Source organism: Enterobacter sp. LU1 (assembly GCF_008271405.2).
Lineage (GTDB): Bacteria > Pseudomonadota > Gammaproteobacteria > Enterobacterales > Enterobacteriaceae > Enterobacter > Enterobacter hormaechei_C.
In genome coordinates, this window is the sequence record NZ_CP043438.2 from 3667174 (window position 1) to 3686488 (window position 19315).

Sequence of the window (19315 nt, forward strand, 5' to 3'; positions counted from 1 at the left end):
GGCTACATCATTAACAACGTGCGTGCTGGACACGCCAGCATCTCTTTCTTTGGGTACATCAGTCCGTGATAAGAGGTGCATCATAAATGAACACCTCATACTGCGCAATTTTTATACAGCACTCAGGACTGATTAAATTTGAACAACGGTAACAGGTAGCGTTGCGCCTCCTGGGTGATAATGTCGAAATATTCTGGCTCCAGCGTTCGCCATAAACGTTGATACCAGACATCGTCACCTTCGCCACGTACCATCATGTTCCCTTCGTAGGCCTGCAAAAACTTGCTGCGCGCTTTCTGGAGCGAAGCCTCATCCGTTAACATGGCATCATTCTGCGTGTCATAACAGGCTTTTATCCATGCTCCTCCACTTTCAGGCAGCAAAAGCAGAGGTTTGTTCATGCCCTGACGGTAACCTTCAATATAAAGCGACAGATACGTCAACGCCTGCTCAGGCTCCATCGGCGGGAAACGCCATTCGCCGTCCTTACGGACAAACAACCGGCTTTCACCTTCGTGACCACTCGCACTGTAGACAAGATGTTCGAGCCAGAGTTGCAGGCCATGTGAAACGCTGAGCATGGATGGCCGCCAGCGCAGCAGCCCGTCAGACTGCACGTGCGTGAGCCAGCCGCTGAGGTGCATACCGTTACAATCGAGATCGATTTCAATGCTGCTCGCCGGCTGCCGACACGCGATAACGCGGTCAGCAAGCGCTCGCATCTCCTCGCACTGGGCATCCCAGACGATTTCGCCGAATGCACCATACGGAAGTAATCCCGACGCCCTGTAACGTCGGAACAGTTTACTGGCGTCTTCTTCGTCAACCAGCGCATTCAGAAGCTGGGAATTAAGCTTAAAACGCTCCAGCCCATCAAGAATAAACGGTTCCGCATCGGGGATTTCGCTCTCTTCAGAACGGAAATTCACCTGCAAGCGTTGCTGGAAAAAAGCCCGGACCGGGTGCGCCCAAAAACGCTGTAGCTGCTCAAACGAGAGGGTATCTATGACGCGCGGTTCGAGCGTCTGAATAAAATCGGTTTGCGGCGTCCCCGCTTTCTTCGCGGCGGGAAGCCACTCGCGGGCGTAGCTTTGCAGTTCATCAGGAACGTAATTGACAGGATCAAACGGCATACGGCTATGGTGACAGGTGATATGCGCTATCACCCGACGTTCGCTTTCGTCGCAGTTGCAGGCTTCATCCCCCGGCAGATAGTGGCTCTGTCCGATGTAATCCACCAGCTCCTGCACCAGCACAGACGGGAAACGCTCGCTGTTGTCCTGAATTGAACGACCGATATAGCTGATATACAGCCTGCTTTGCGCAGACATCAGCGCCTCAAGAAAGAGATAACGGTCATCATCGCGGCGGCTGCGGTCGCCCCGCTTCGGTTGTGCGCTCATGAGATCAAAACCCAGAGGTGGAAGCGCACGCGGATAAATACCGTCGTTCATGCCAAGCAGACAGACCACTTTGAACGGGATTGAACGCATTGGCATCAGGGTACAAATATTCACCGGCCCCGCAAGGAAGCGCTGGCTGATGCGCTCCTGATCGAGACGTTGCGTCAGCTCATCACGCAGAAGCGAAAGAGGAACCACCTCGTGATAGTGCGAATTAACCCCCTCATCAACGATGGCCTGCCACTGCTTCTCGATAAGCGCCATGGCGGCTTCAGTTTCGCTGTCCGGCAGAAAGAAATCATTCAGCATTTCGCGGCAAATCGGCAGCCACTCTTCGAGCGGGCGGGGCTGCATCAACGCACGGCGCCAGCGGTTGAGCTGCATAAGCAGCGAGGCTAAGTGACCAACCAGTTCCGCGATCAACCCACTGGATTCATCGTACGGCAGCACGTCATTCCATTCGCCGTGGATGCTCTCCATCGCATACCCCAGCAGCATGCGCGTCAGGCCAAACTGCCAGGTATGCTGGCCGGTCGCAGGGAGTTCGAACTCCTGGACGTTATCATCGTCGATACCCCAGCGGACACCAGATTCGTTGACCCACTGGCGCAGATAGCGCAACCCCTCTTCGTTAATGTTGAAACGTGCGGCCAGAACTGGCACATCCAGCAGTGCCAGCACATCCTCAGAGATAAACCGGCTATCAGGCAGCGAAAGCAGGCTGAGAAAGGCCTGTAGCGCCGGGTGTGACTGACGAGCGCGACGGTCAGAGATTGCGTAGGGCAGATAGCGGTCGCCCGTTGCGCTGCCAAATACCGCCTGAATAAACGGGCTGTAGCTGTCGATATCCGCCACCATCACCACGATATCGCGCGGTGTCAGGGTTGGATCGTCCTGTAACATGGCCAGCAGGCGGTCATGAAGAATTTCAACTTCACGCTGTGGGCTGTGGCAAACGTGGATCGCGATACTGCGATCGTCAGGATCCAGTTTTCGCTTATTGTCGCTTCGCGCAAACTCCTCGGCGGTGATCCCGGCAACGGCACGGTTTTCCAAATCCAGAATATCAAGCTGAATATTGTGCAGCAGGCTGTCCGGCGTAATATCCGCAAACGCATCCACATCCCCTTCTCCCGAGGAGGTGATTTCAGAAAGCAGATAAATATAGTCGCGTCCGAGCTTGCCCCACGAGGCAAGCAGCGGGTTCGGCAGGTTCTGAATCCCTTCTTCATCAAAAAGCTGCGCCGCGTTTTCACTGTCTTTAAACAGCGGCACGGCGCGTTCCTCAAAGAGGCGTTTTCTCTGACGGGTGACCAGCCGTGATAGCCAGCGCGGATCCTGAATATCCCCCCAATAGTGCCGACACGGGTTGGTAAAGAGGATATGGATATCAGTGTGCTTACCGAGCGCTTTTAGCGCGTTCAGGTAGACAGGCGGCAGCGCGGAGATACCGCAAATGAACACGCGTGACGGCAAACGGGCTGGCCGTTCTGCGCTGTTCTCAAGTATTGAGATAAAGCGATCGTACAGGTTAGCACGGTGCCACTTAGGCTGACCGAGTTTCCCGGTATGCTCGACCAGCGCTTTCCAGAGCGGCGCCTGCCAGATTTGCGCTTCCGGTAACCCATCGACTAATTCTCCCGCTTCCCAGCGAATCAGCCATTCTGCACGGTAAACCAGATACTGGTCATAAAGGTCGGCAGTACGTGAGGCAAGCTGGAAAAGTTTACGCTTGTCGGTGTCGTCATTCAGGTAGTACCGCAGCATGGCAAACTCATCATGCGCCAGCATGTCCGGCAGCAGCGTCATCAGTTTCCAGGCCATACTTTGTTTGTTGAAGGCGCTCTGCTCAGGAATATCCGGCAGGACGCGAACAAACATCTCCCAGATAAAGCTCGCGGGCAGCGGAAAATCGATGTTGGCCGCAATGCCAAATTTCTGCGAAAGGGACATTTGCAGCCACTGCGCCATACCGGTGCTCTGCACCAGCACCATTTCTGGCTCAAACGGATCGTCAAGACGCTCTTGCTCAACGATATACTCCATCAGTGCTTCCAGCACATCCAGACGATTTGAGTGGTAAACCCTTAGCATAAACGCTCCCGACTAGCGGCTAACCGGGCAATGCAGACGCGTCAACGCGCCCTGCCGCCCCATAGGAGAAATAAGTGTGACCGTGATGCTGACACATCCGGACTGTGTTGTCTGCCCCCGACTGACCTGCCAGCCCGGCGGGAGCGTTAATGTTGAGATCTGCGACTGATTCCACGCATGATGCCATAGCTGACGATACTGGCTAAGCGCCGCATACCGGGCTGCCAGCGCGCGATGATAGCCGGATAACGCCATCACAACCACAACCAGCAACATCATTGCCAGCAAAACCTCAACCATGCTAAATCCTTTTTGTCTGCTCAGGGTAACTGACATAGCGTACTTTCCTTAAGGGGGCAGAAATCACTCCAGCCGTGGGCGGAAAAGCGTATCTGCCCCTCCGAGATGTCCCCGCCTCGCCATAGCAATAGATTGTCATTGCCGGCAATAAGCAACACACGCGCCCCAAACAGCCTTATACAGACCCGCAAACGTTGTGTCTGTTTGCACTGAACCTCTGGCTGTAAAGCCCATTCCTGAACGCGCCCCCACTCCAGTGCAGATTGCACGGCAGCCTGCTGGCGAACAGACAAACTCTCGCCACTTACCAGCGTGCTAAAGGTTTGCAGCTGCTGATTTAATCCGGTGAGGATCAGCGTGCCGAGCACCAGTAATAGCAGGACCAGCGCCAGCGATGACATGCCCCGCTGACGATTCACAGATTAAACCCCGTTACGGTATGGCGAGCCGAAAAGGGTGCGGCCAGTTCACCTTTGCGGCGGGCACGCAGCTCGATACTGATGACCGGCGCAAAGCCATCATGATCGGTTTTAGTGACCATAAATTGCTCTATCAGGACCCGATCCGGGTCGGTGAGCTTATCCCATCCCTTACCGTCACAGGATGTGGCGCCCCGCAGCGTTTCAAGCGATCCGGACTCAAGCCGGAATCCCGTACTGTCGTTTTCTGACGCGGTGCTATCCCACTGGCCGTTGCTGTTCGCATCCCATAGCACAATCGCACATCGTCCTTGCCTGCCGATGATCATCCCCTGCCCCTGGCAATGCTCTGCACAATATCCTGCCCTCTGAAACTGTTTACCGATCGCGAACAGACGTTGCCAGACCTCATCCTCCAGCTCCTGCTGTCCGGATTGCACTAAAACACCCCGCTGTAGCCCCGGTAAAAAACGTGACGTGCTGAGTAACAGAATGCTGCTTATCGTCATCGCAATAAGCACTTCCAGCAGGGAAAACCCTTTTCGATTTACTGGCATGCACCTTCTCCTGCGGCATTACACAGCCTGATACGTCCGCCATTTGAGACAATAACCCACCACCCACCAGCGCGGCTCTGCACGCGGATATGTCCGGCCCATGCGGTATCCCTTAAACCGTAAAATCCCAGCGCAGGGGTTATGTCGCTTATCGTGACCTCGGGCCACATCGGCTTCATCACGAACGGTCCGCCGCTGTCACAACCGGTCACCGCTGAACTGGCCAGACAGTTCTTTTCACCGTCGTTATACAGCGCGATCCTGTGCTCGCTGTTGTGACGGTTGGCGTCATTGCGCAAAAACACCAGGTAATCCCGCACCTGGCAGGCAGTTTGCCAAAGCCGCTGCCGCTGCTGCCAGCTGTCCCAGCCATAGAGCCCTGTGGCGCTGAGGATCACTGTCAGCGAAACGGCGATAAGGGTTTCGATAAGCGTAAAGCCTTGTTCGTTTTTCATGGCGGGAGTGTGGCGGAATAGCAGAAACGGTACGAGCGTCAAACCAGAACTTTACGAGCCGCTTTCCGGAGATTTTCACCCGTTGCAACGCGTTGCATCGTCTCTGGAAACAGGCTCGAAAAACAAAACGGGCGTGAAAAAAAACCGGCGCTAAAGAGCACCGGTTGTGTCAGGATTTGCCGTATCAGATGGCGACAGGAGCTTTAATGCCGGGATGCGGGTCGTAACCCTCAATCTCGAAATCATCAAAACGGTAATCGAAGATCGATTCCGGTTTACGTTTGATCACCAGCTTCGGCAATGCACGCGGTTCGCGCGTCAGCTGGAGATGCGTCTGTTCCATATGATTGCTGTAGAGGTGGGTATCACCGCCCGTCCAGACAAAATCGCCCACTTCAAGATCGCACTGCTGCGCCATCATGTGCACCAACAGCGCGTAGCTGGCGATGTTAAACGGCAGGCCGAGGAATACGTCGCAGGAGCGTTGATAGAGCTGGCAGGAGAGCTTGCCGTCCGCCACGTAGAACTGGAAAAACGCGTGGCAAGGCGCGAGCGCCATTTTATCCAGTTCACCCACGTTCCATGCAGAAACAATAATACGGCGCGAGTCCGGGTCATTTTTCAGCTGGTTCATGACGGTCGTGATCTGGTCGATATGGCGGCCGTCCGGGGTAGGCCACGCGCGCCATTGCTTGCCGTATACCGGGCCCAGGTCGCCGTTCTCATCTGCCCACTCGTCCCAGATGGAGACATTGTTTTCATGCAGATAAGCAACGTTGGTATCGCCTTGCAGGAACCAGAGCAGTTCATGAATGATCGAGCGCAGATGGCAGCGCTTCGTTGTCACCAGAGGAAAGCCTTCTTGCAGATTGAAGCGCATCTGGTGGCCAAAAATGGAGAGCGTACCGGTGCCGGTACGGTCGTTTTTCGGCGTGCCCTCGTCGAGCACTTTTTTCATCAATTCAAGATACTGTTTCATGATTCCTCAGGAAAGTTGTTGCTGTGGACGACGACGATACGCCCAAATCATCATAATGGCACCCGCGACAATCATCGGGATGGAGAGGATCTGCCCCATGCTGATGTACTGTACCCATTCACCGGTAAACTGCGCATCCGGCTGGCGGAAGAACTCGACGATGATACGAAACGCGCCGTAGCCAATCAGGAACAGACCAGAGACAGCCCCCATTGGGCGCGGTTTGCGGATATACAGATTCAGGATGATGAACAGCACCACGCCTTCCAGCGCCAGCTCATAGAGCTGTGACATATGGCGCGGCAGAACGCCGTAGGTATCGAAAATAGACTGCCACTCAGGATGCGAAGGCAGCAGCGCGATGTCCTCCGCGCGGGAACCCGGGAACAGCATGGTAAACGGCACGCTCGGATCGACACGTCCCCACAGTTCACCGTTGATGAAGTTGCCCAAACGCCCTGCGCCCAGCCCAAACGGGATTAACGGCGCAATAAAATCAGCCACCTGGAAGAAGTTGCGTTTGGTGCGTCTGGCGAAGATCACCATGACCAGGATCACACCAATCAGCCCGCCGTGGAAAGACATGCCACCGTCCCAGACGCGGAACAGATAGAGCGGGTCCTTCAGGAATACCGGGAAATTATAGAACAGGACATAACCGATGCGACCGCCCAGGAACACGCCGAGGAAGCCGGCATAAAGCAGGTTTTCCACTTCGTTCTTCGTCCAGCCGCTGCCTGGACGACTGGCGCGACGGCCAGCAAGCCACATGGCAAAGACGAAGCCCACCAGGTACATCAGACCGTACCAGTGCAGCGCTACAGGTCCTATTGAGAAAATAACCGGATCGAATTCCGGAAAATGCAGATAACCACTGTTCATCTGTCACCACAAGATGTTGTTATTCCGCTGAAAGTGGACAGCGGGTGAATTGCATTCCCGCCGTTGGCAGGTGCTCCAAAGTTGCGAATCATAGCATAAGGCAGGCGCGGAGGATGCGCCTGAGATGTAAAAGATGTGTATAGGGTTTCATGCGCGCTGTTCCCCCTCACCCCATCCCTCTCCCTCAAGGGAGAGGGGGGCGTCCGAGCCGTCATTATTTTGTGGGGATCAGCGGCCGCCGCGGATCAAACCGCCCATGCCGCGTCGCTCCATAAACGCAGCCACCTGATGGCGCACTTCGGCTGCCAGCTGTGCTTCCAGGCTACGCGCGGCCAGTTCGCGCGCCTCATCTTGTTCGATGTGACGTAACAGGTATTTCACACGCGCAACGGAACGTCCGTTCATTGACAGGTGACGGAAACCGAGACCAATCAGGATCGCCACGCACATCGGATCGCCGGCCATTTCACCGCACAGGCGCAGGTCGATATTATGCTGCTCGGCTTCGCGGGCGATCATCGCCAGGGCACGAAGCATCGCCGGATGCAGGCTGTCGTAGATGCTGGCAACGCGCGTATTGTTGCGATCGACCGCCAGAATGTATTGCGTTAAGTCGTTGGTGCCAACGGAGATAAAATCAACGCGGGTCGCCAGCTGCGGCAACATAAAGACCATCGAAGGCACTTCAAGCATCACGCCAATACGGGGTTTAGGGATCGCATAGCCGATCATCTCTTCCACTTCGCGCCCTGCACGTTCTATCAACCGCCGCGCTTCGTCGATCTCGTCAATACTGGTGACCATCGGCAGCAAAATGCTGAGATTCCCCGTGGCCGCGTTGGCACGCAGCATCGCACGAACCTGGATAAGGAAGATTTCCGGCTGATCGAGGGTTATGCGGATCCCACGCCAGCCGAGGCAGGGATTCTCTTCACTGATGGGCATATAGGGCAGTTGCTTATCCGCGCCGACGTCCAGGGTGCGCAACGTGACGGGTTTGTCGTTAAACATCTGCAACATGCCCTGATACTGCGCCACCTGCTCCTCTTCTGACGGGAAGCCGCTTTGCAGCATAAACGGTATTTCGGTGCGGTAGAGGCCGATGCCATCGATGCGGCTGCCGAGCTTCTCTTCATGCTCAGGGCTTAAGCCAGCATTGAGCATCACCTTCACCCGCTCACCGCTCTTGAGCTGCGCGGGCAGGTTGACGTCATCTTCCGCCAGCTTGCTTAATTCATTCTCTTCGCTGATAAGACGCTGGTACTCCTGAAGGAGAACCGGCTCAGGATCCACCAGCAACTCACCGCGGTATCCGTCCACCACCAGCGTACGGCGGTGCAGTACGGAGGGCTGAATATCCGCCCCCATCACGGTCGGAATACCGAGCGCGCGCACCATAATGGCGGCATGGGAGTTAGCTGCGCCATCGCGCACCACTACGCCCGCCAGCCTGTCCTGCGGTAATTCCGCCAGCGTCGTCGCCGAGAGTTCATCGGCCACCAGTACAAACCGGCTCGGCCAGGCATTCGCCCCCTGAATAGTATCATCAAGGTGGAACAGCAGACGTTGCCCAAGCGCGCGTAAATCGCCGGCGCGCTCTTTCAGATAACCGTCAGTCAGCACCGCAAACTGCTCGGCAAATTTTTCAATGACCTTTTTAACCGCCCATTCTGCCACCGAACCTTTATCGACCTCGGCAAATAACTCACGACGCAAACGCGCATCGGAAAGCAGGTGTGAGTAGAGGTCGAAAATGGCCGCCGTCTCTTTTTGAGCGCCAGCGGCAAAGCGTTTGCTGTAGCGACGAAACTCATTTGCCGCCTCTTCCAGCGCAGCGGTAAGCCGTTCGCGCTCAAGCGCTTCATCCAGCGTCGAGGCTTCGTAGACCTGCTCCATCAGCGGGAGCGTGGCATCCATCCAGCCTTCGGCAATCGCGACGCCCGGCGAGGCCGGAAGCGCGCGGATGCGGGTATGACGATACTGCCCAAAAAGGGCTGCCAGCTGAGACTGAGAGAGGATCGCAGCCATTTGCGTTGCCAGCGTGACGAGGAAGGACTCCTCGCTTTCGTCGTACTGACGCAACTCGCGCTGCTGGACAACAAGCACGCCAAGCAGTTGACGACGCTGAATAATCGGCACGCCAAGGAAAGCGCGGAACCGCTCCTCTTTGACGGAAGGGATATATTTGAAGCTGGGGTGTTTTTGCGCATCGGCAAGGTTGATTGGCTCCGCCAGTCGCCCGACCAGGCCAACAATACCTTCATCAAACGCGAGCGTGACGGTGCGTCCCCGTGGTTTTTTTAAACCGCGGGTTGCCATCAGGTAGTAGCAACGTCGGTCATGGTCGGCCAGGTAGACCGAACAGACCTCGGTTTCCATCGCAAGACAGATGTCCGTCACCAGAATATTCAGCGCCTCGTTGAGGCGAGGCGCACTGGCAACCTTTTCAACTATTTCTCGCAAGCGGGTGAGCATGATTTGCGTAGCTTAACCTCTTTTACGTCGCCAGGCAGGTGCGCTCTGTGGCTTCGGAGGCGTCTCCTGAAGCTGCATCACGACACTTGCGAACTCTTTCATCACCCTACGATATACATCGCGCTTAAATGACACGACCTGACGAACCGGATACCAGTAGCTTACCCAGCGCCAGCCATCAAACTCTGGCGTGCTGCTGGTTTGCATATTGATATCTGAATCGTTGCCCACCAACTGCAAAAGAAACCACTTCTGTTTCTGGCCGATACAAACCGGCTTTGTGTCCCAACGCACCAAACGTTTCGGTAACTTGTAACGCAACCAGTTGCGGGTCGAAGCCAGGATGCGAACATCTTTTCGGCTTAAACCAACCTCTTCAAACAGCTCCCGGTACATCGCTTGTTCTGGGGACTCTCCGGGATTGATCCCGCCTTGCGGGAACTGCCAGGAGTGCTGACCATATCGCCGGGCCCACATCACCTGGCCCTGACGATTACAAATTACTATTCCTACGTTTGGGCGGTAGCCATCGTCATCAATCACCGGACTACCCCAAACTAAATCTGATATATGAATGATTGTTTCACACTACAGGGAGGCGGTAAACCACTCTCTTACAGGCCTGCAACCTAATAACATTTGAATAACTCACAATTTAGTGCGGAGTTATAAACAGATTCGGGCGACAGAGACCATTTTTATTCACCTTTTCTGTGGATATAGTTGTGAAGAAGTGCGGAATTACCGATGAACAACCTTGTAACCCGACGAGCCGCCAATTTACCCCGCTTATAACAAATCATTTAAATTCATATAATTATATTGAAATTAAGGGTATCCAGGGCGATAAACGTGACGATCATCACATCAAAGATCCTCCTGCTGATGAAAGATCGAACAGCGTCGGTTTTATCCACAGTTTGTGCCAATAAGTTAGGCACAATTTGTGTGAAAATTCGATTTTCATCGCACGTCAAGGCTGTAAATTGAAACAGTAGTGGCAGTTATTCCCAGTTATCCCATTTTTCTGTGGATAACATGGTGTAAGATCCTGTTTATTGTCAGTGACCAGAATTGCACAACCTGTTTTTTAGCCGCCGCGGGACGGATTGTATTCTAAAAAAGATGATATAAATCATCCACATGGAATAGGTGCACAGAAAAAGGTAAACTCTGTCCACAAGGGATAAAATATCAGCTCATTTTTTAATCAAAAGGTCGTTAGCATGCAATCTCTCGCCCCACTGCTCTCTCCTCCCGTCAGTGAAGCCCAGTTGCTCCAGCAGGCACAACGCCTGGCAGGCTATTCACTGGGCGAGCTGGCCGTGATGGCGGGGTTGACGATACCTAACGATCTAAAGCGTGATAAGGGCTGGATCGGCGTGTTGCTGGAACGCTGGCTGGGCGCAAGCGCGGGCAGTAAACCCGAGCAAGATTTTGCGGCGCTGGGGGTGGAACTGAAGACGATCCCCATCGATAGCCAGGGGCGGCCGCTGGAAACCACCTTTGTCTGCGTTGCGCCGCTCACGGGTAACAGCGGAGTGACATGGGAAACCAGCCACGTCAGGCATAAGCTGAAGCGGGTGTTGTGGGTACCCGTTGAGGGCGACAGGCAGATCCCGCTGGCTGAGCGTCGCGTTGGCGCCCCGCTGCTCTGGAGCCCGAATGAAGAAGAGGAGAGACAGCTTTCCCAGGACTGGGAAGAGCTGATGGACATGATTGTGCTGGGACAGGTTGAGCGTATCACCGCCCGGCATGGCGAAGTGCTGCAACTTCGTCCCAAAGCCGCCAACAGCAAAGCGCTCACTGAAGCGGTAGGCGCACAGGGCGAACCGATCCTGACGCTGCCGCGCGGTTTCTATCTTAAAAAGAATTTCACCGGGGCGCTGCTGGCACGCCACTTCCTGTTGAAAACATAGTTTTTTACCAATTTTGCGCTCCGGCTAACATAATCTCCTCCTTTTTAAGATTTCCCCCCTTTCACCTGTCGTAATATCAGGTTATTACTACACTATGATTTGATACGAGCCAGGTGAGGATGAGAACGATGAAAAAATGGGCAGTAATTATCTCAGCAGTCGGTTTAGCGTTTGCGGTATCGGGTTGCAGCAGCGACTATGTCATGTCAACGAAAGATGGTCGTATGATCCTGACCGATGGCAAACCCGAAGTCGACGACGATACCGGTCTGGTGAGTTACCGCGATCGCGAAGGCAATCAAATGCAGATTAATCGCGACGAAGTCTCCCAGATCATCGAGCGTTAAACAGATAAAGGTCAGTAGCTTGCTGGCCTTTTTGATTTTTTCCTTCCCCTTTTGCCTTCCCTCTGCCATGTTTATATTCCTTTGTCGGGAGGTTCCTGACGCAGTCTGTATGTCTAAAAAAGGAAACCGGCTATGCATTATCACCGTATCCCCCACAGCGCTCTGGAGATTAGCCAACTGGGGTTGGGCACCATGACATTTGGTGAACAAAACAGCGAAGCCGATGCCCATGCACAACTCGATTACGCCGTCAGCCAGGGCATTAACCTGATTGACGTGGCGGAGATGTACCCCGTTCCTCCCCGCCCGGAAACACAAGGTCTTACTGAAACGTATGTCGGCAACTGGCTGGCGAAACGCGGTAATCGCGAAAAGCTGGTCATCGCCTCCAAAGTCAGCGGCCCTTCCCGTAATAACGATGCCGGGATCCGCCCTAACCAGATCCTCGATCGGAAGAATATCCGTGCCGCGCTGGATGCCAGCCTCAAGCGCCTGCAAACCGACTATCTCGATCTTTATCAGGTGCACTGGCCGCAGCGTCCGACGAACTGCTTCGGTAAGCTTGGCTACACCTGGAACGAAAGTGCTCCGGCAGTTACCCTGCTGGAAACGCTGGAAGCGCTCACGGAGTGCCAGCGGGCGGGTAAGATCCGCTACATCGGCGTTTCCAACGAGACGGCGTTTGGCGTGATGCGCTATCTGCATCTGGCCGATAAACACGATCTGCCGCGCATCGTGACCATTCAGAACCCGTACAGCCTGCTGAACCGCAGTTATGAAGTGGGTCTGGCGGAGGTGACGCAGTACGAAGAGGTGGAGCTGCTCGCCTACTCCTGTCTGGGCTTCGGTACCCTGACGGGCAAATACCTGAACGGCGCGAAACCGGCTGGTGCGCGTAACACGCTTTTCAGCCGCTTCACCCGCTATAGCGGCGAGCAGACGCAAAAAGCCGTTGCGGCCTACGTGGATATCGCGAAACGCCACGGACTGGATCCGGCGCAGATGGCGCTGGCCTTCGTGCGTCGTCAGCCGTTTGTGGCGAGTACCCTGCTCGGCGCAACGACGATGGATCAGTTGAAAACCAATATTGAGAGTTTCCATCTGAACCTGAGTGAAGAGGTATTAGCGGAGATTGAAGCGGTGCATCAGGTTTATACCTACCCGGCACCGTAATAAAAGCAAAACGGCAACGTGCGTTGCCGTTTTTAGGGTTTTCACCCTCTCCCCGTGGGAGAAGGCCGGGGTGAGGGCATCAGGCCGCACAATTCAACGACGACGCAGCCAGACCCACAGACCGCTAATCGCCAGCGCGAACAGCGCGCCGAATCCTACCCCGATTGCCACGACCGGCGCACCTGCTTTTACCGCCAGCGAGTAAATCCCCAGCATCAGTAACATCGCCATGTTTTCACCAAGGTTTTGCACCGCAATGGCGTTACCCGCCCCAACGGTCTGCTTGCCGCGCTCCTGCAACAGCGCGTTTAGCGGCACCACAAAGAAACCGCCTAACATGCCGATCAGCAACAGCAGGGCATAGGCAGGCAATAGGGCATGTTGCAGGGAGAAGAACAGAACGCCGACGCCAATCAGGATCCCCGCAGGCATGCAGCGCGCGACGGTTTCCAACGTCACCAGTTTTGCCGCAGCCCCGGCCCCGACAACAATCCCGACGGCGACCATGGCATTCAGATAAGTCGGCGTGGCGTTGTCAGTAATGCCCAGCGCCACCGGCACCCACAGCACCAGCAGGAAACGCAGCGTAACGCCGGCCCCCCAGAACATGCTGGTGCCCATCAGCGAGAAGCGTGTTTCACCGTTACGCCACAGTACGCGGCAGGCGTTGAAGAAGCTGCCGGTCATGGGCCTGAAGCGCCATGATTGCCCCGGACGCGCCACGGCCAGTTTGGGGATAAACAGGTTGGCGATCACCGCGCCACCGTACATCAGGGCGCAGATGCCAAGCGCGGCGAGCACATGCCAGTCTGCCAGTACGCCACCCGCCACCGAACCCAGCAGAATAGCCGCAATGGTGGAGGACTCCATCAGGCCGTTGGCCTTCACCAGCTTATCACCGGTGGTGAGCTCACCCAGAATACCGTACTTCGCCGGGGAGTAGGCTGCCGCACCAATGCCCACCAGCGTGTAGCCGACAAACGGGTTGATACCAAAGCAGATACTTGCCGCGCCCAGAAGCTTAAGGCTGTTGGCAAACATCATGACCCGACCTTTCGGGAAGCTGTCCGCCACCTGGCCGACAAACGGCGCAAATACGATGTAAGCACCCACAAACACCATCTGTAGGATCGGCTGGCTCCAGTCGGGATAAAACTCAGCTTTCAGCAATGCCAGCGTGGCAAACAGCAACGCGTTATCGCCGAACGCGGAAAGAAACTGGGCGGCGATAACCGCCATCATGCCTTTCGACCAGATTGAAGTGTTAGTGTGCACTGACTCACGCATTTTGCTGTTCTGCCTCTTCAACCATGCCCTTCAGGGTCACGAAATCGGGTTTACCGCTGCCCAGCACCGGTAACTGTTTGAGGTAACGAATATCGCGGGGGACCGCCAGCTCGGGGATACCGTGTTCGCGTGCATACCTGAGCAGCGCGTCACGCTTCAGTTCACCGTCTGTCGTGAAGAGCACCAGCGCCTCGCCTTTACTGGCATCACTTTTCACCACGGTCGCATGCATTTTCTCCGCCGAGACGGCGGTCGCCAGCGTTTCGACCATTTCAAGAGAGACCATTTCCCCGGCGATTTTGGCGAAGCGTTTTGCACGTCCCTGGATCTGCACGAAGCCCTGATCGTCGAAGCGCACGATATCGCCCGTGTCGTACCAGCCCGTTTCAACCTCGCCATTGACGTTCTCGGCCGTCGGCGCCTCAAGCACGCCCGGGTTTTCCACACGCAGATAGCCGTTCATGACGTTCGGCCCTTTCAGCTGAAGACGTCCTCCGTCTTCAATACCCGGCACCGCCAGCAGACGCGCATCCAGCCCCGGCAGAATGCGGCCAACCGTTCCCGGTTTTGCCGCCATCGGAACGTTGATGGAGACCACCGGCGCGCACTCCGTCACGCCATAGCCTTCCAGAATGCGCAGGCCAAACTTGTCCTGCCAGATCTGGCGCGTGCTGTCCTGGAGTTTTTCCGCGCCCGCCACCACGTAGCGTACGCGGAAGAAATCATACGGGTTGGCGAAGCGCGCGTAGTTACCGAGGAAGGTGGACGTCCCGAACAGCACCGTGCAGTTACGGTCATAAACCAGTTCCGGCACAATGCGGTAGTGCAGCGGGCTTGGGTAGAGGAACACCTCAGCACCGGTCAGCAGCGGCGTAAAGAGACCCACGGTCAGACCAAATGAGTGGAACAGCGGCAGCGCTGACATAAAGCGATCGTTGGCGGTAAAGTCAGCAATGGTTTTAATCTGTTCGACGTTCGCCAGAATGCTTTTGTGGCTATGAACCACACCTTTCGGGTTGCCTTCAGAGCCGGAGGTAAAGAGGATAATGGCATCATCTTCCGGCTGCTGCTTAACCTGCGCCAGACGCGGCATCAGCAGGTGCGCGAAAATCCACAGCTTGTCGGCGGTCGTGACGTCTGCTTTCAGATCTTCCAGGAACACCCAGCGCACCTGCGTCAGCTGTTCCGGCAGGTGCCACAGCTTGCCTTTATCCAGGAACTGGCGGGAGGTAAAGATGGTGTTGATTTGTGCTGCGGTAATCGCGCTGGAGAGCCCTTTCACGCCCGCCGTGTAGTTCATCATCGCCGGAATGCGGCCCCGGGACACGGCACCAAAGATTACCGCCGCGCTGATACCCGCGTTTGGCAGCATCAGGCCGATCTTTTCGCCCTGTTTACTGTACTTTTCCAGAATACGCCCGACAAACAGCGTTTTGGTCAACAGCTTACGGTAGGTATCCGGCGTAAAATTGATGTCTTCGATGCAGTTTTTCTTCGCACCGTAGCGATACTGCGCCGACAGCAACGATTCATACAGCGTTTCGCGCGGGCGAACGGCCATGCGCGCTTCCATCATAATCTGGTGCAGCATTTCCCCGGCGATTTTACGGCGGTCGCGCGCGCGCGGCGCCTCGGGCATCGGCAGTGGCGTCGGCGGTAATATATGCAGCGTAATTTTCGGGAACAGACGCTGCTTCACCAGCCCTTTCAGACGGCTGAAAAAGGTCAGCTCAGCCCCGTCGATGCGTAGCGGCACGACGGTGGCCTGAGACTTCGCCGCGACAAAACCGGCCCCGTCGTAAATTTTCATCAGGGAGCCCGTCACTGAAATACGCCCTTCCGGGAAGATAACCACCGGGCGCCCCTGCCCAACCAGACGCACCAGATGTTTAATCATCATCGGTTTGGTTGGGTCGAGCGGGACAAAATCAATCAGCGGTTTGAGCCAGCGCATGTACCATTTTTCACTGATGGAGCTGTAAACCGCGAAGACGGGCCGCACGGGCAAAAACAGCGCCAGCAATACGCCATCAAGAAAAGAGACGTGATTCGGTGTGATAAGCACACGCTCGCCATAGAGTGCCTGCGTATCGCCAGTCACGCGGATGCGAAACAGGACACGAAACAGTGTGCGGAAGAACCCAAAAAGCATTTCAACTCCCTTTGCCAGCCAGTGTGAAAGGTATAAATGGTGGCAGATTACACGAGAAGTAGTGAGGGAGCGATAGCAAAAACAGAGGCGAAAAAAAACCTGCGCATCCGCGCAGGTTGGTGCAAGAGAAGAGTACGAAAACGTACCAGGAATTCTCACCAATCAATACCTCTGGGATCTTGATTGTGGCCTCCGGCGACAGGCTTCGCCAGCGGGAAAACGCAAGGGAATGAGCCGAAGTGCAACCAGGTGTGAATATTCTCTTTTGCTGTTACAGGTTGAACTTACAGGCAAAAAAAAACCTGCGTAAAACGCAGGTTGGTGTAAATCGTGTTAATCAACCGAAGTTGATTCCACCTATCAATACCTCTGGGATCTCGACTCTAGCAATTCACTACGCATCGTTGCTAACGGACAATCGCAACAGCCTGAGGCAAAGTGTAACTAAAGGTTCAGATTGACATTATTCAGACATGACTGGCCGTGTAACGATTACACCGCGAGGGATGTTCTGCTTCACGTTTGCAGAGGACGCTTACCCGCTCCCCTTGAATGCGCGCCGCTTTTCCGCAACACTAGTTAGTGTGTAAACGCTTACCCCTATAAGAAGGTATTGAATGGCGACAATTAAGGATGTGGCTCGTCTGGCCGGTGTTTCCGTCGCGACCGTCTCCCGCGTGATCAACAACTCCCCTAAAGCGAGTGATGCATCGCGCCAGGCCGTGCAGGACGCCATGGAAAACCTGAATTATCACCCTAACGCCAACGCGCGCGCCCTTGCCCAGCAGTCGACAGAAACCATCGGGCTGGTGGTCGGGGATGTATCCGATCCGTTTTTCGGTGCAATGGTCAAAGCCGTAGAACAAGTTTCTTATCACACCGGAAATTTCCTGCTGATTGGTAATGGCTACCACAATGAACAGAAAGAGCGCCAGGCCATTGAGCAGCTGATCCGTCATCGCTGTGCGGCGCTGGTGGTCCATGCAAAAATGATCCCCGACGCCGAGCTGATCCATCTGATGAAACAGATGCCGGGGATGGTGATTATCAACCGTATTATTCCCGGTTTTGAAACCCGCTGCGTGGCGCTCGACGACCGTTACGGCGCATGGCTCGCAACCCGTCATCTGATCCAGCAGGGCCATACCCGAATTGGTTATCTGTGCTCCAACCACCCAATTTCCGATGCGGAAGATCGCCTTCAGGGCTATTACGACGCGCTGCGCGAAGCCGGTCTGCCGTGCAACGATCGTCTTGTGGCGTACGGAGAACCGGATGAGAGTGGCGGCGAGCAGGCGATGACGGAGCTGCTGGGCCGCGGGCGGAATTTCACCGCCGTGGCCAGCTATAACGACTCCATGGCCGCCGGCGCAATGGGCGTGCTGAATGATAACGGGATTGACGTCCCGGCAGAAATTTCGCTGATTGGCTTTGATGATGTGCTGGTGTCGCGCTACGTGCGCCCTCGCCTGACCACCGTGCGCTACCCGATTGTGACCATGGCAACGCAGGCGGCAGAACTGGCGTTAGCGCTGGCCGAGCATCGCCCGCCACCGGAAATTACCCACCTGTTCAGCCCAACCTTAGTGCGCCGTCACTCGGTGGTATCGCCCGCGGAAGCCGTGAGCGAACAGCGATAGAGATGGACGGTTTTATCCGGGTATTCCAGCGCATCGCCGATGTAGTGCCAGCCGTAACGTTCGTAGAAGTCGCGGCAGGCAGACCAGAGATGAAGCTCGTGATATCCGGCGCGTCGCGCGTAGCCGATAACATGCCGCTGAAGTTTTCCCGCCAGCCCGTTTCCCCGGGCGGCTTCATCGACATACAGCGCAGCCAGCCAGGGGTGGAGATCCTGTCGGGAAATTAAATCGCAACGCCACAACCCAACGGTGCCCAGCAGCTGGTCATCCTCAACGGCAATAAAGGTGAGCGGTAACTCGCCCGGCGTCAGGCTGTGCTCAACAATGCTCTGGAAAAAGGCACGCGGCATACCTTCACCAAACGCGTTCCAGATCCAGTCGATCACCCGCTGTGTAAACTGCGGCGCAGCGTGAAGCGGCAGTATATTCACACCAGTTTCCCCTGGAAAAGGGGGACCGATTCAAAGAGATAGCCGTCAAAATCGGGCGCGTCTTCGTCTGACAGCTCAAGCAGGCTCTTTTTGACGTTTTCAAGATGCTGGAACATCGCCTGCCACGCCCCCATCACGTCGCGGCGGCGGAGCGCAGCGAGAATGGTTTGCCTGTCGCCGAGCCATTTCAGCCGCCATGCGCGGCTGGCGATGTGGCCATTAAACTGCTGCCACAGCGGGCTGCTGTCCATGTGATGCCAGACGCTTTCAACGGTCGCCAGCAGCATCTGGTTTTGTGTGGCTCCCGCCAGCACCAGGTGGAACATTTTGTTGTTGTCCTGGCTGCGATCGTCGGCGGCAATAGCCCGTTGCTCCTGCTCGATGATGCGGCGCAGGTTGTCGATATCCGCCCGCGTCGCCATTTTTGCGGCAAAGGCGGCAATGTTGCTTTCAAGCAGCTGGCGCGCCTGAAGAATTTCAAACGGACCCACGTCACTGTTCAGAAAACGTTCTTCCTCGTTTTCATGCTCCTCCGGAATGCGCATCACGTACACGCCAGACCCCTGGCGAATATCCACCGTCCCCTGTAGCTCAAGCATCAGCAGCGCCTCGCGCACGATAGTGCGGCTCACGCCATACGTCTCGGCGATGTTGCGCTCCGGCGGCAGACGCGATCCCACGGGATAATGCCCCTGGATAATCTGCGCCCGTAAATCCTCGCCAATCTCCTGGTACTGTTTTTTTTCCGGCAGGATGACAGCCTTATCCACGTTTTCACCTGTGTTTTTCAGTTAATGCGCGG

At 55.6% G+C, this 19315-nt stretch carries 17 protein-coding genes; 4 read left to right on the plus strand and 13 right to left on the minus strand.

Going from position 1 to position 19315, the window contains the following annotated elements; genetic code table 11:
* Nucleotides 1–122: 122 nt before the first annotated feature.
* The 9 genes from recC to rppH all read right to left on the minus strand — a co-directional run bounded on the left by recC (nucleotide 123) and on the right by rppH (nucleotide 10107).
* Complete coding sequence (gene recC / locus FZF21_RS17510) at nucleotides 123–3497, minus strand: exodeoxyribonuclease V subunit gamma (RefSeq protein ID WP_047738368.1); 3375 nt, start codon at nucleotides 3495–3497, stop codon at nucleotides 123–125.
* A 12-nt stretch (nucleotides 3498–3509) separates the two neighbouring features.
* Nucleotides 3510–3833, minus strand: a complete 324-nt coding sequence (locus tag FZF21_RS17515) for a prepilin-type N-terminal cleavage/methylation domain-containing protein (RefSeq protein WP_023295356.1) — start codon at nucleotides 3831–3833, stop codon at nucleotides 3510–3512.
* On the minus strand, nucleotides 3818–4216 hold the full coding sequence (locus FZF21_RS17520; protein ID WP_017382846.1) for a DUF2509 family protein: 399 nt from the start codon (nucleotides 4214–4216) through the stop codon (nucleotides 3818–3820). Before FZF21_RS17520 ends, FZF21_RS17515 begins: the two co-directional genes overlap by 16 nt.
* A complete protein-coding gene (locus tag FZF21_RS17525) occupies nucleotides 4213–4773 on the minus strand; it encodes a prepilin peptidase-dependent protein (RefSeq protein WP_047738365.1) in 561 nt (186 codons plus the stop codon). Before FZF21_RS17525 ends, FZF21_RS17520 begins: the two co-directional genes overlap by 4 nt.
* A complete protein-coding gene (locus FZF21_RS17530; protein WP_017692737.1) occupies nucleotides 4764–5228 on the minus strand; it encodes a prepilin peptidase-dependent protein in 465 nt (154 codons plus the stop codon). Before FZF21_RS17530 ends, FZF21_RS17525 begins: the two co-directional genes overlap by 10 nt.
* Nucleotides 5229–5412: 184 nt before the next feature.
* Complete coding sequence (thyA, locus tag FZF21_RS17535) at nucleotides 5413–6207, minus strand: thymidylate synthase (protein WP_015571751.1); 795 nt, start codon at nucleotides 6205–6207, stop codon at nucleotides 5413–5415.
* Nucleotides 6208–6213: 6 nt separating this feature from the next.
* Entirely contained in the window at nucleotides 6214–7089 is an 876-nt protein-coding gene (gene lgt / locus FZF21_RS17540; protein ID WP_149121194.1) for a prolipoprotein diacylglyceryl transferase, read from the minus strand.
* A gap of 228 nt (nucleotides 7090–7317) precedes the next feature.
* Nucleotides 7318–9564, minus strand: coding sequence for a phosphoenolpyruvate--protein phosphotransferase (gene ptsP / locus FZF21_RS17545; protein WP_015571752.1), 2247 nt, complete (start codon nucleotides 9562–9564; stop codon nucleotides 7318–7320).
* 12 nt (nucleotides 9565–9576) lie between these two features.
* Nucleotides 9577–10107, minus strand: coding sequence for an RNA pyrophosphohydrolase (gene rppH, locus FZF21_RS17550; protein WP_003862791.1), 531 nt, complete (start codon nucleotides 10105–10107; stop codon nucleotides 9577–9579).
* Between the two features lie 683 nt (nucleotides 10108–10790).
* Here rppH and mutH point away from each other — a divergent pair.
* The 3 genes from mutH (at nucleotide 10791) to FZF21_RS17565 (ending at nucleotide 13003) form a co-directional block, all read left to right on the plus strand.
* A complete protein-coding gene (mutH, locus tag FZF21_RS17555; RefSeq protein WP_033487604.1) occupies nucleotides 10791–11483 on the plus strand; it encodes a DNA mismatch repair endonuclease MutH in 693 nt (230 codons plus the stop codon).
* Between the two features lie 128 nt (nucleotides 11484–11611).
* On the plus strand, nucleotides 11612–11830 hold the full coding sequence (locus tag FZF21_RS17560) for a YgdI/YgdR family lipoprotein (RefSeq protein ID WP_003862794.1): 219 nt from the start codon (nucleotides 11612–11614) through the stop codon (nucleotides 11828–11830).
* A 132-nt stretch (nucleotides 11831–11962) separates the two neighbouring features.
* A complete protein-coding gene (locus FZF21_RS17565; protein ID WP_015571754.1) occupies nucleotides 11963–13003 on the plus strand; it encodes an NADP(H)-dependent aldo-keto reductase in 1041 nt (346 codons plus the stop codon).
* Between the two features lie 93 nt (nucleotides 13004–13096).
* On the opposite strand, the gene lplT is transcribed toward FZF21_RS17565, so the two are convergent.
* Both lplT and aas read right to left on the minus strand, forming a co-directional pair.
* On the minus strand, nucleotides 13097–14290 hold the full coding sequence (gene lplT, locus FZF21_RS17570) for a lysophospholipid transporter LplT (protein ID WP_047738360.1): 1194 nt from the start codon (nucleotides 14288–14290) through the stop codon (nucleotides 13097–13099).
* Nucleotides 14283–16442 carry a bifunctional acyl-ACP--phospholipid O-acyltransferase/long-chain-fatty-acid--ACP ligase gene (aas, locus tag FZF21_RS17575; RefSeq protein WP_063945979.1) on the minus strand — a complete coding sequence of 720 codons (2160 nt, stop codon included), beginning with the start codon at nucleotides 16440–16442 and terminating at the stop codon, nucleotides 14283–14285. The genes lplT and aas overlap by 8 nt, the downstream gene beginning before the upstream one ends.
* 617 nt (nucleotides 16443–17059) lie before the next feature.
* Here aas and galR point away from each other — a divergent pair.
* Nucleotides 17060–18082, plus strand: coding sequence for an HTH-type transcriptional regulator GalR (gene galR / locus FZF21_RS17580; RefSeq protein ID WP_003862806.1), 1023 nt, complete (start codon nucleotides 17060–17062; stop codon nucleotides 18080–18082).
* On the opposite strand, the gene FZF21_RS17585 is transcribed toward galR, so the two are convergent.
* Together FZF21_RS17585 and FZF21_RS17590 are read right to left on the minus strand one after the other, a co-directional pair.
* Nucleotides 18037–18513 (minus strand): GNAT family N-acetyltransferase, encoded by a 477-nt coding sequence (locus FZF21_RS17585; RefSeq protein ID WP_032669290.1) that lies wholly within the window; start codon nucleotides 18511–18513, stop codon nucleotides 18037–18039. The two genes, galR and FZF21_RS17585, sit on opposite strands and share 46 nt — an antisense overlap.
* Nucleotides 18510–19283: an FCD domain-containing protein gene (locus FZF21_RS17590; protein WP_003862809.1), complete on the minus strand. Its 774-nt coding sequence runs from the start codon at nucleotides 19281–19283 to the stop codon at nucleotides 18510–18512. Before FZF21_RS17590 ends, FZF21_RS17585 begins: the two co-directional genes overlap by 4 nt.
* Nucleotides 19284–19315 lie beyond the last annotated feature (32 nt).

Bases quoted from the DNA above. Each gene is read 5' to 3' on its own strand.
- recC (WP_047738368.1), bottom strand. From the start codon at position 3,497: ATGCTAAGGGTTTACCACTCAAATCGTCTGGATGTGCTGGAAGCACTG.
- FZF21_RS17515 (WP_023295356.1), bottom strand. From the start codon at position 3,833: ATGTCAGTTACCCTGAGCAGACAAAAAGGATTTAGCATGGTTGAGGTT.
- FZF21_RS17525 (WP_047738365.1), bottom strand. From the start codon at position 4,773: ATGCCAGTAAATCGAAAAGGGTTTTCCCTGCTGGAAGTGCTTATTGCG.
- FZF21_RS17530 (WP_017692737.1), bottom strand. From the start codon at position 5,228: ATGAAAAACGAACAAGGCTTTACGCTTATCGAAACCCTTATCGCCGTT.
- thyA (WP_015571751.1), bottom strand. From the start codon at position 6,207: ATGAAACAGTATCTTGAATTGATGAAAAAAGTGCTCGACGAGGGCACG.
- lgt (WP_149121194.1), bottom strand. From the start codon at position 7,089: ATGAACAGTGGTTATCTGCATTTTCCGGAATTCGATCCGGTTATTTTC.
- ptsP (WP_015571752.1), bottom strand. From the start codon at position 9,564: ATGCTCACCCGCTTGCGAGAAATAGTTGAAAAGGTTGCCAGTGCGCCT.
- mutH (WP_033487604.1), top strand. From the start codon at position 10,791: ATGCAATCTCTCGCCCCACTGCTCTCTCCTCCCGTCAGTGAAGCCCAG.
- FZF21_RS17560 (WP_003862794.1), top strand. From the start codon at position 11,612: ATGAAAAAATGGGCAGTAATTATCTCAGCAGTCGGTTTAGCGTTTGCG.
- FZF21_RS17565 (WP_015571754.1), top strand. From the start codon at position 11,963: ATGCATTATCACCGTATCCCCCACAGCGCTCTGGAGATTAGCCAACTG.
- lplT (WP_047738360.1), bottom strand. From the start codon at position 14,290: ATGCGTGAGTCAGTGCACACTAACACTTCAATCTGGTCGAAAGGCATG.
- aas (WP_063945979.1), bottom strand. From the start codon at position 16,442: ATGCTTTTTGGGTTCTTCCGCACACTGTTTCGTGTCCTGTTTCGCATC.
- galR (WP_003862806.1), top strand. From the start codon at position 17,060: ATGGCGACAATTAAGGATGTGGCTCGTCTGGCCGGTGTTTCCGTCGCG.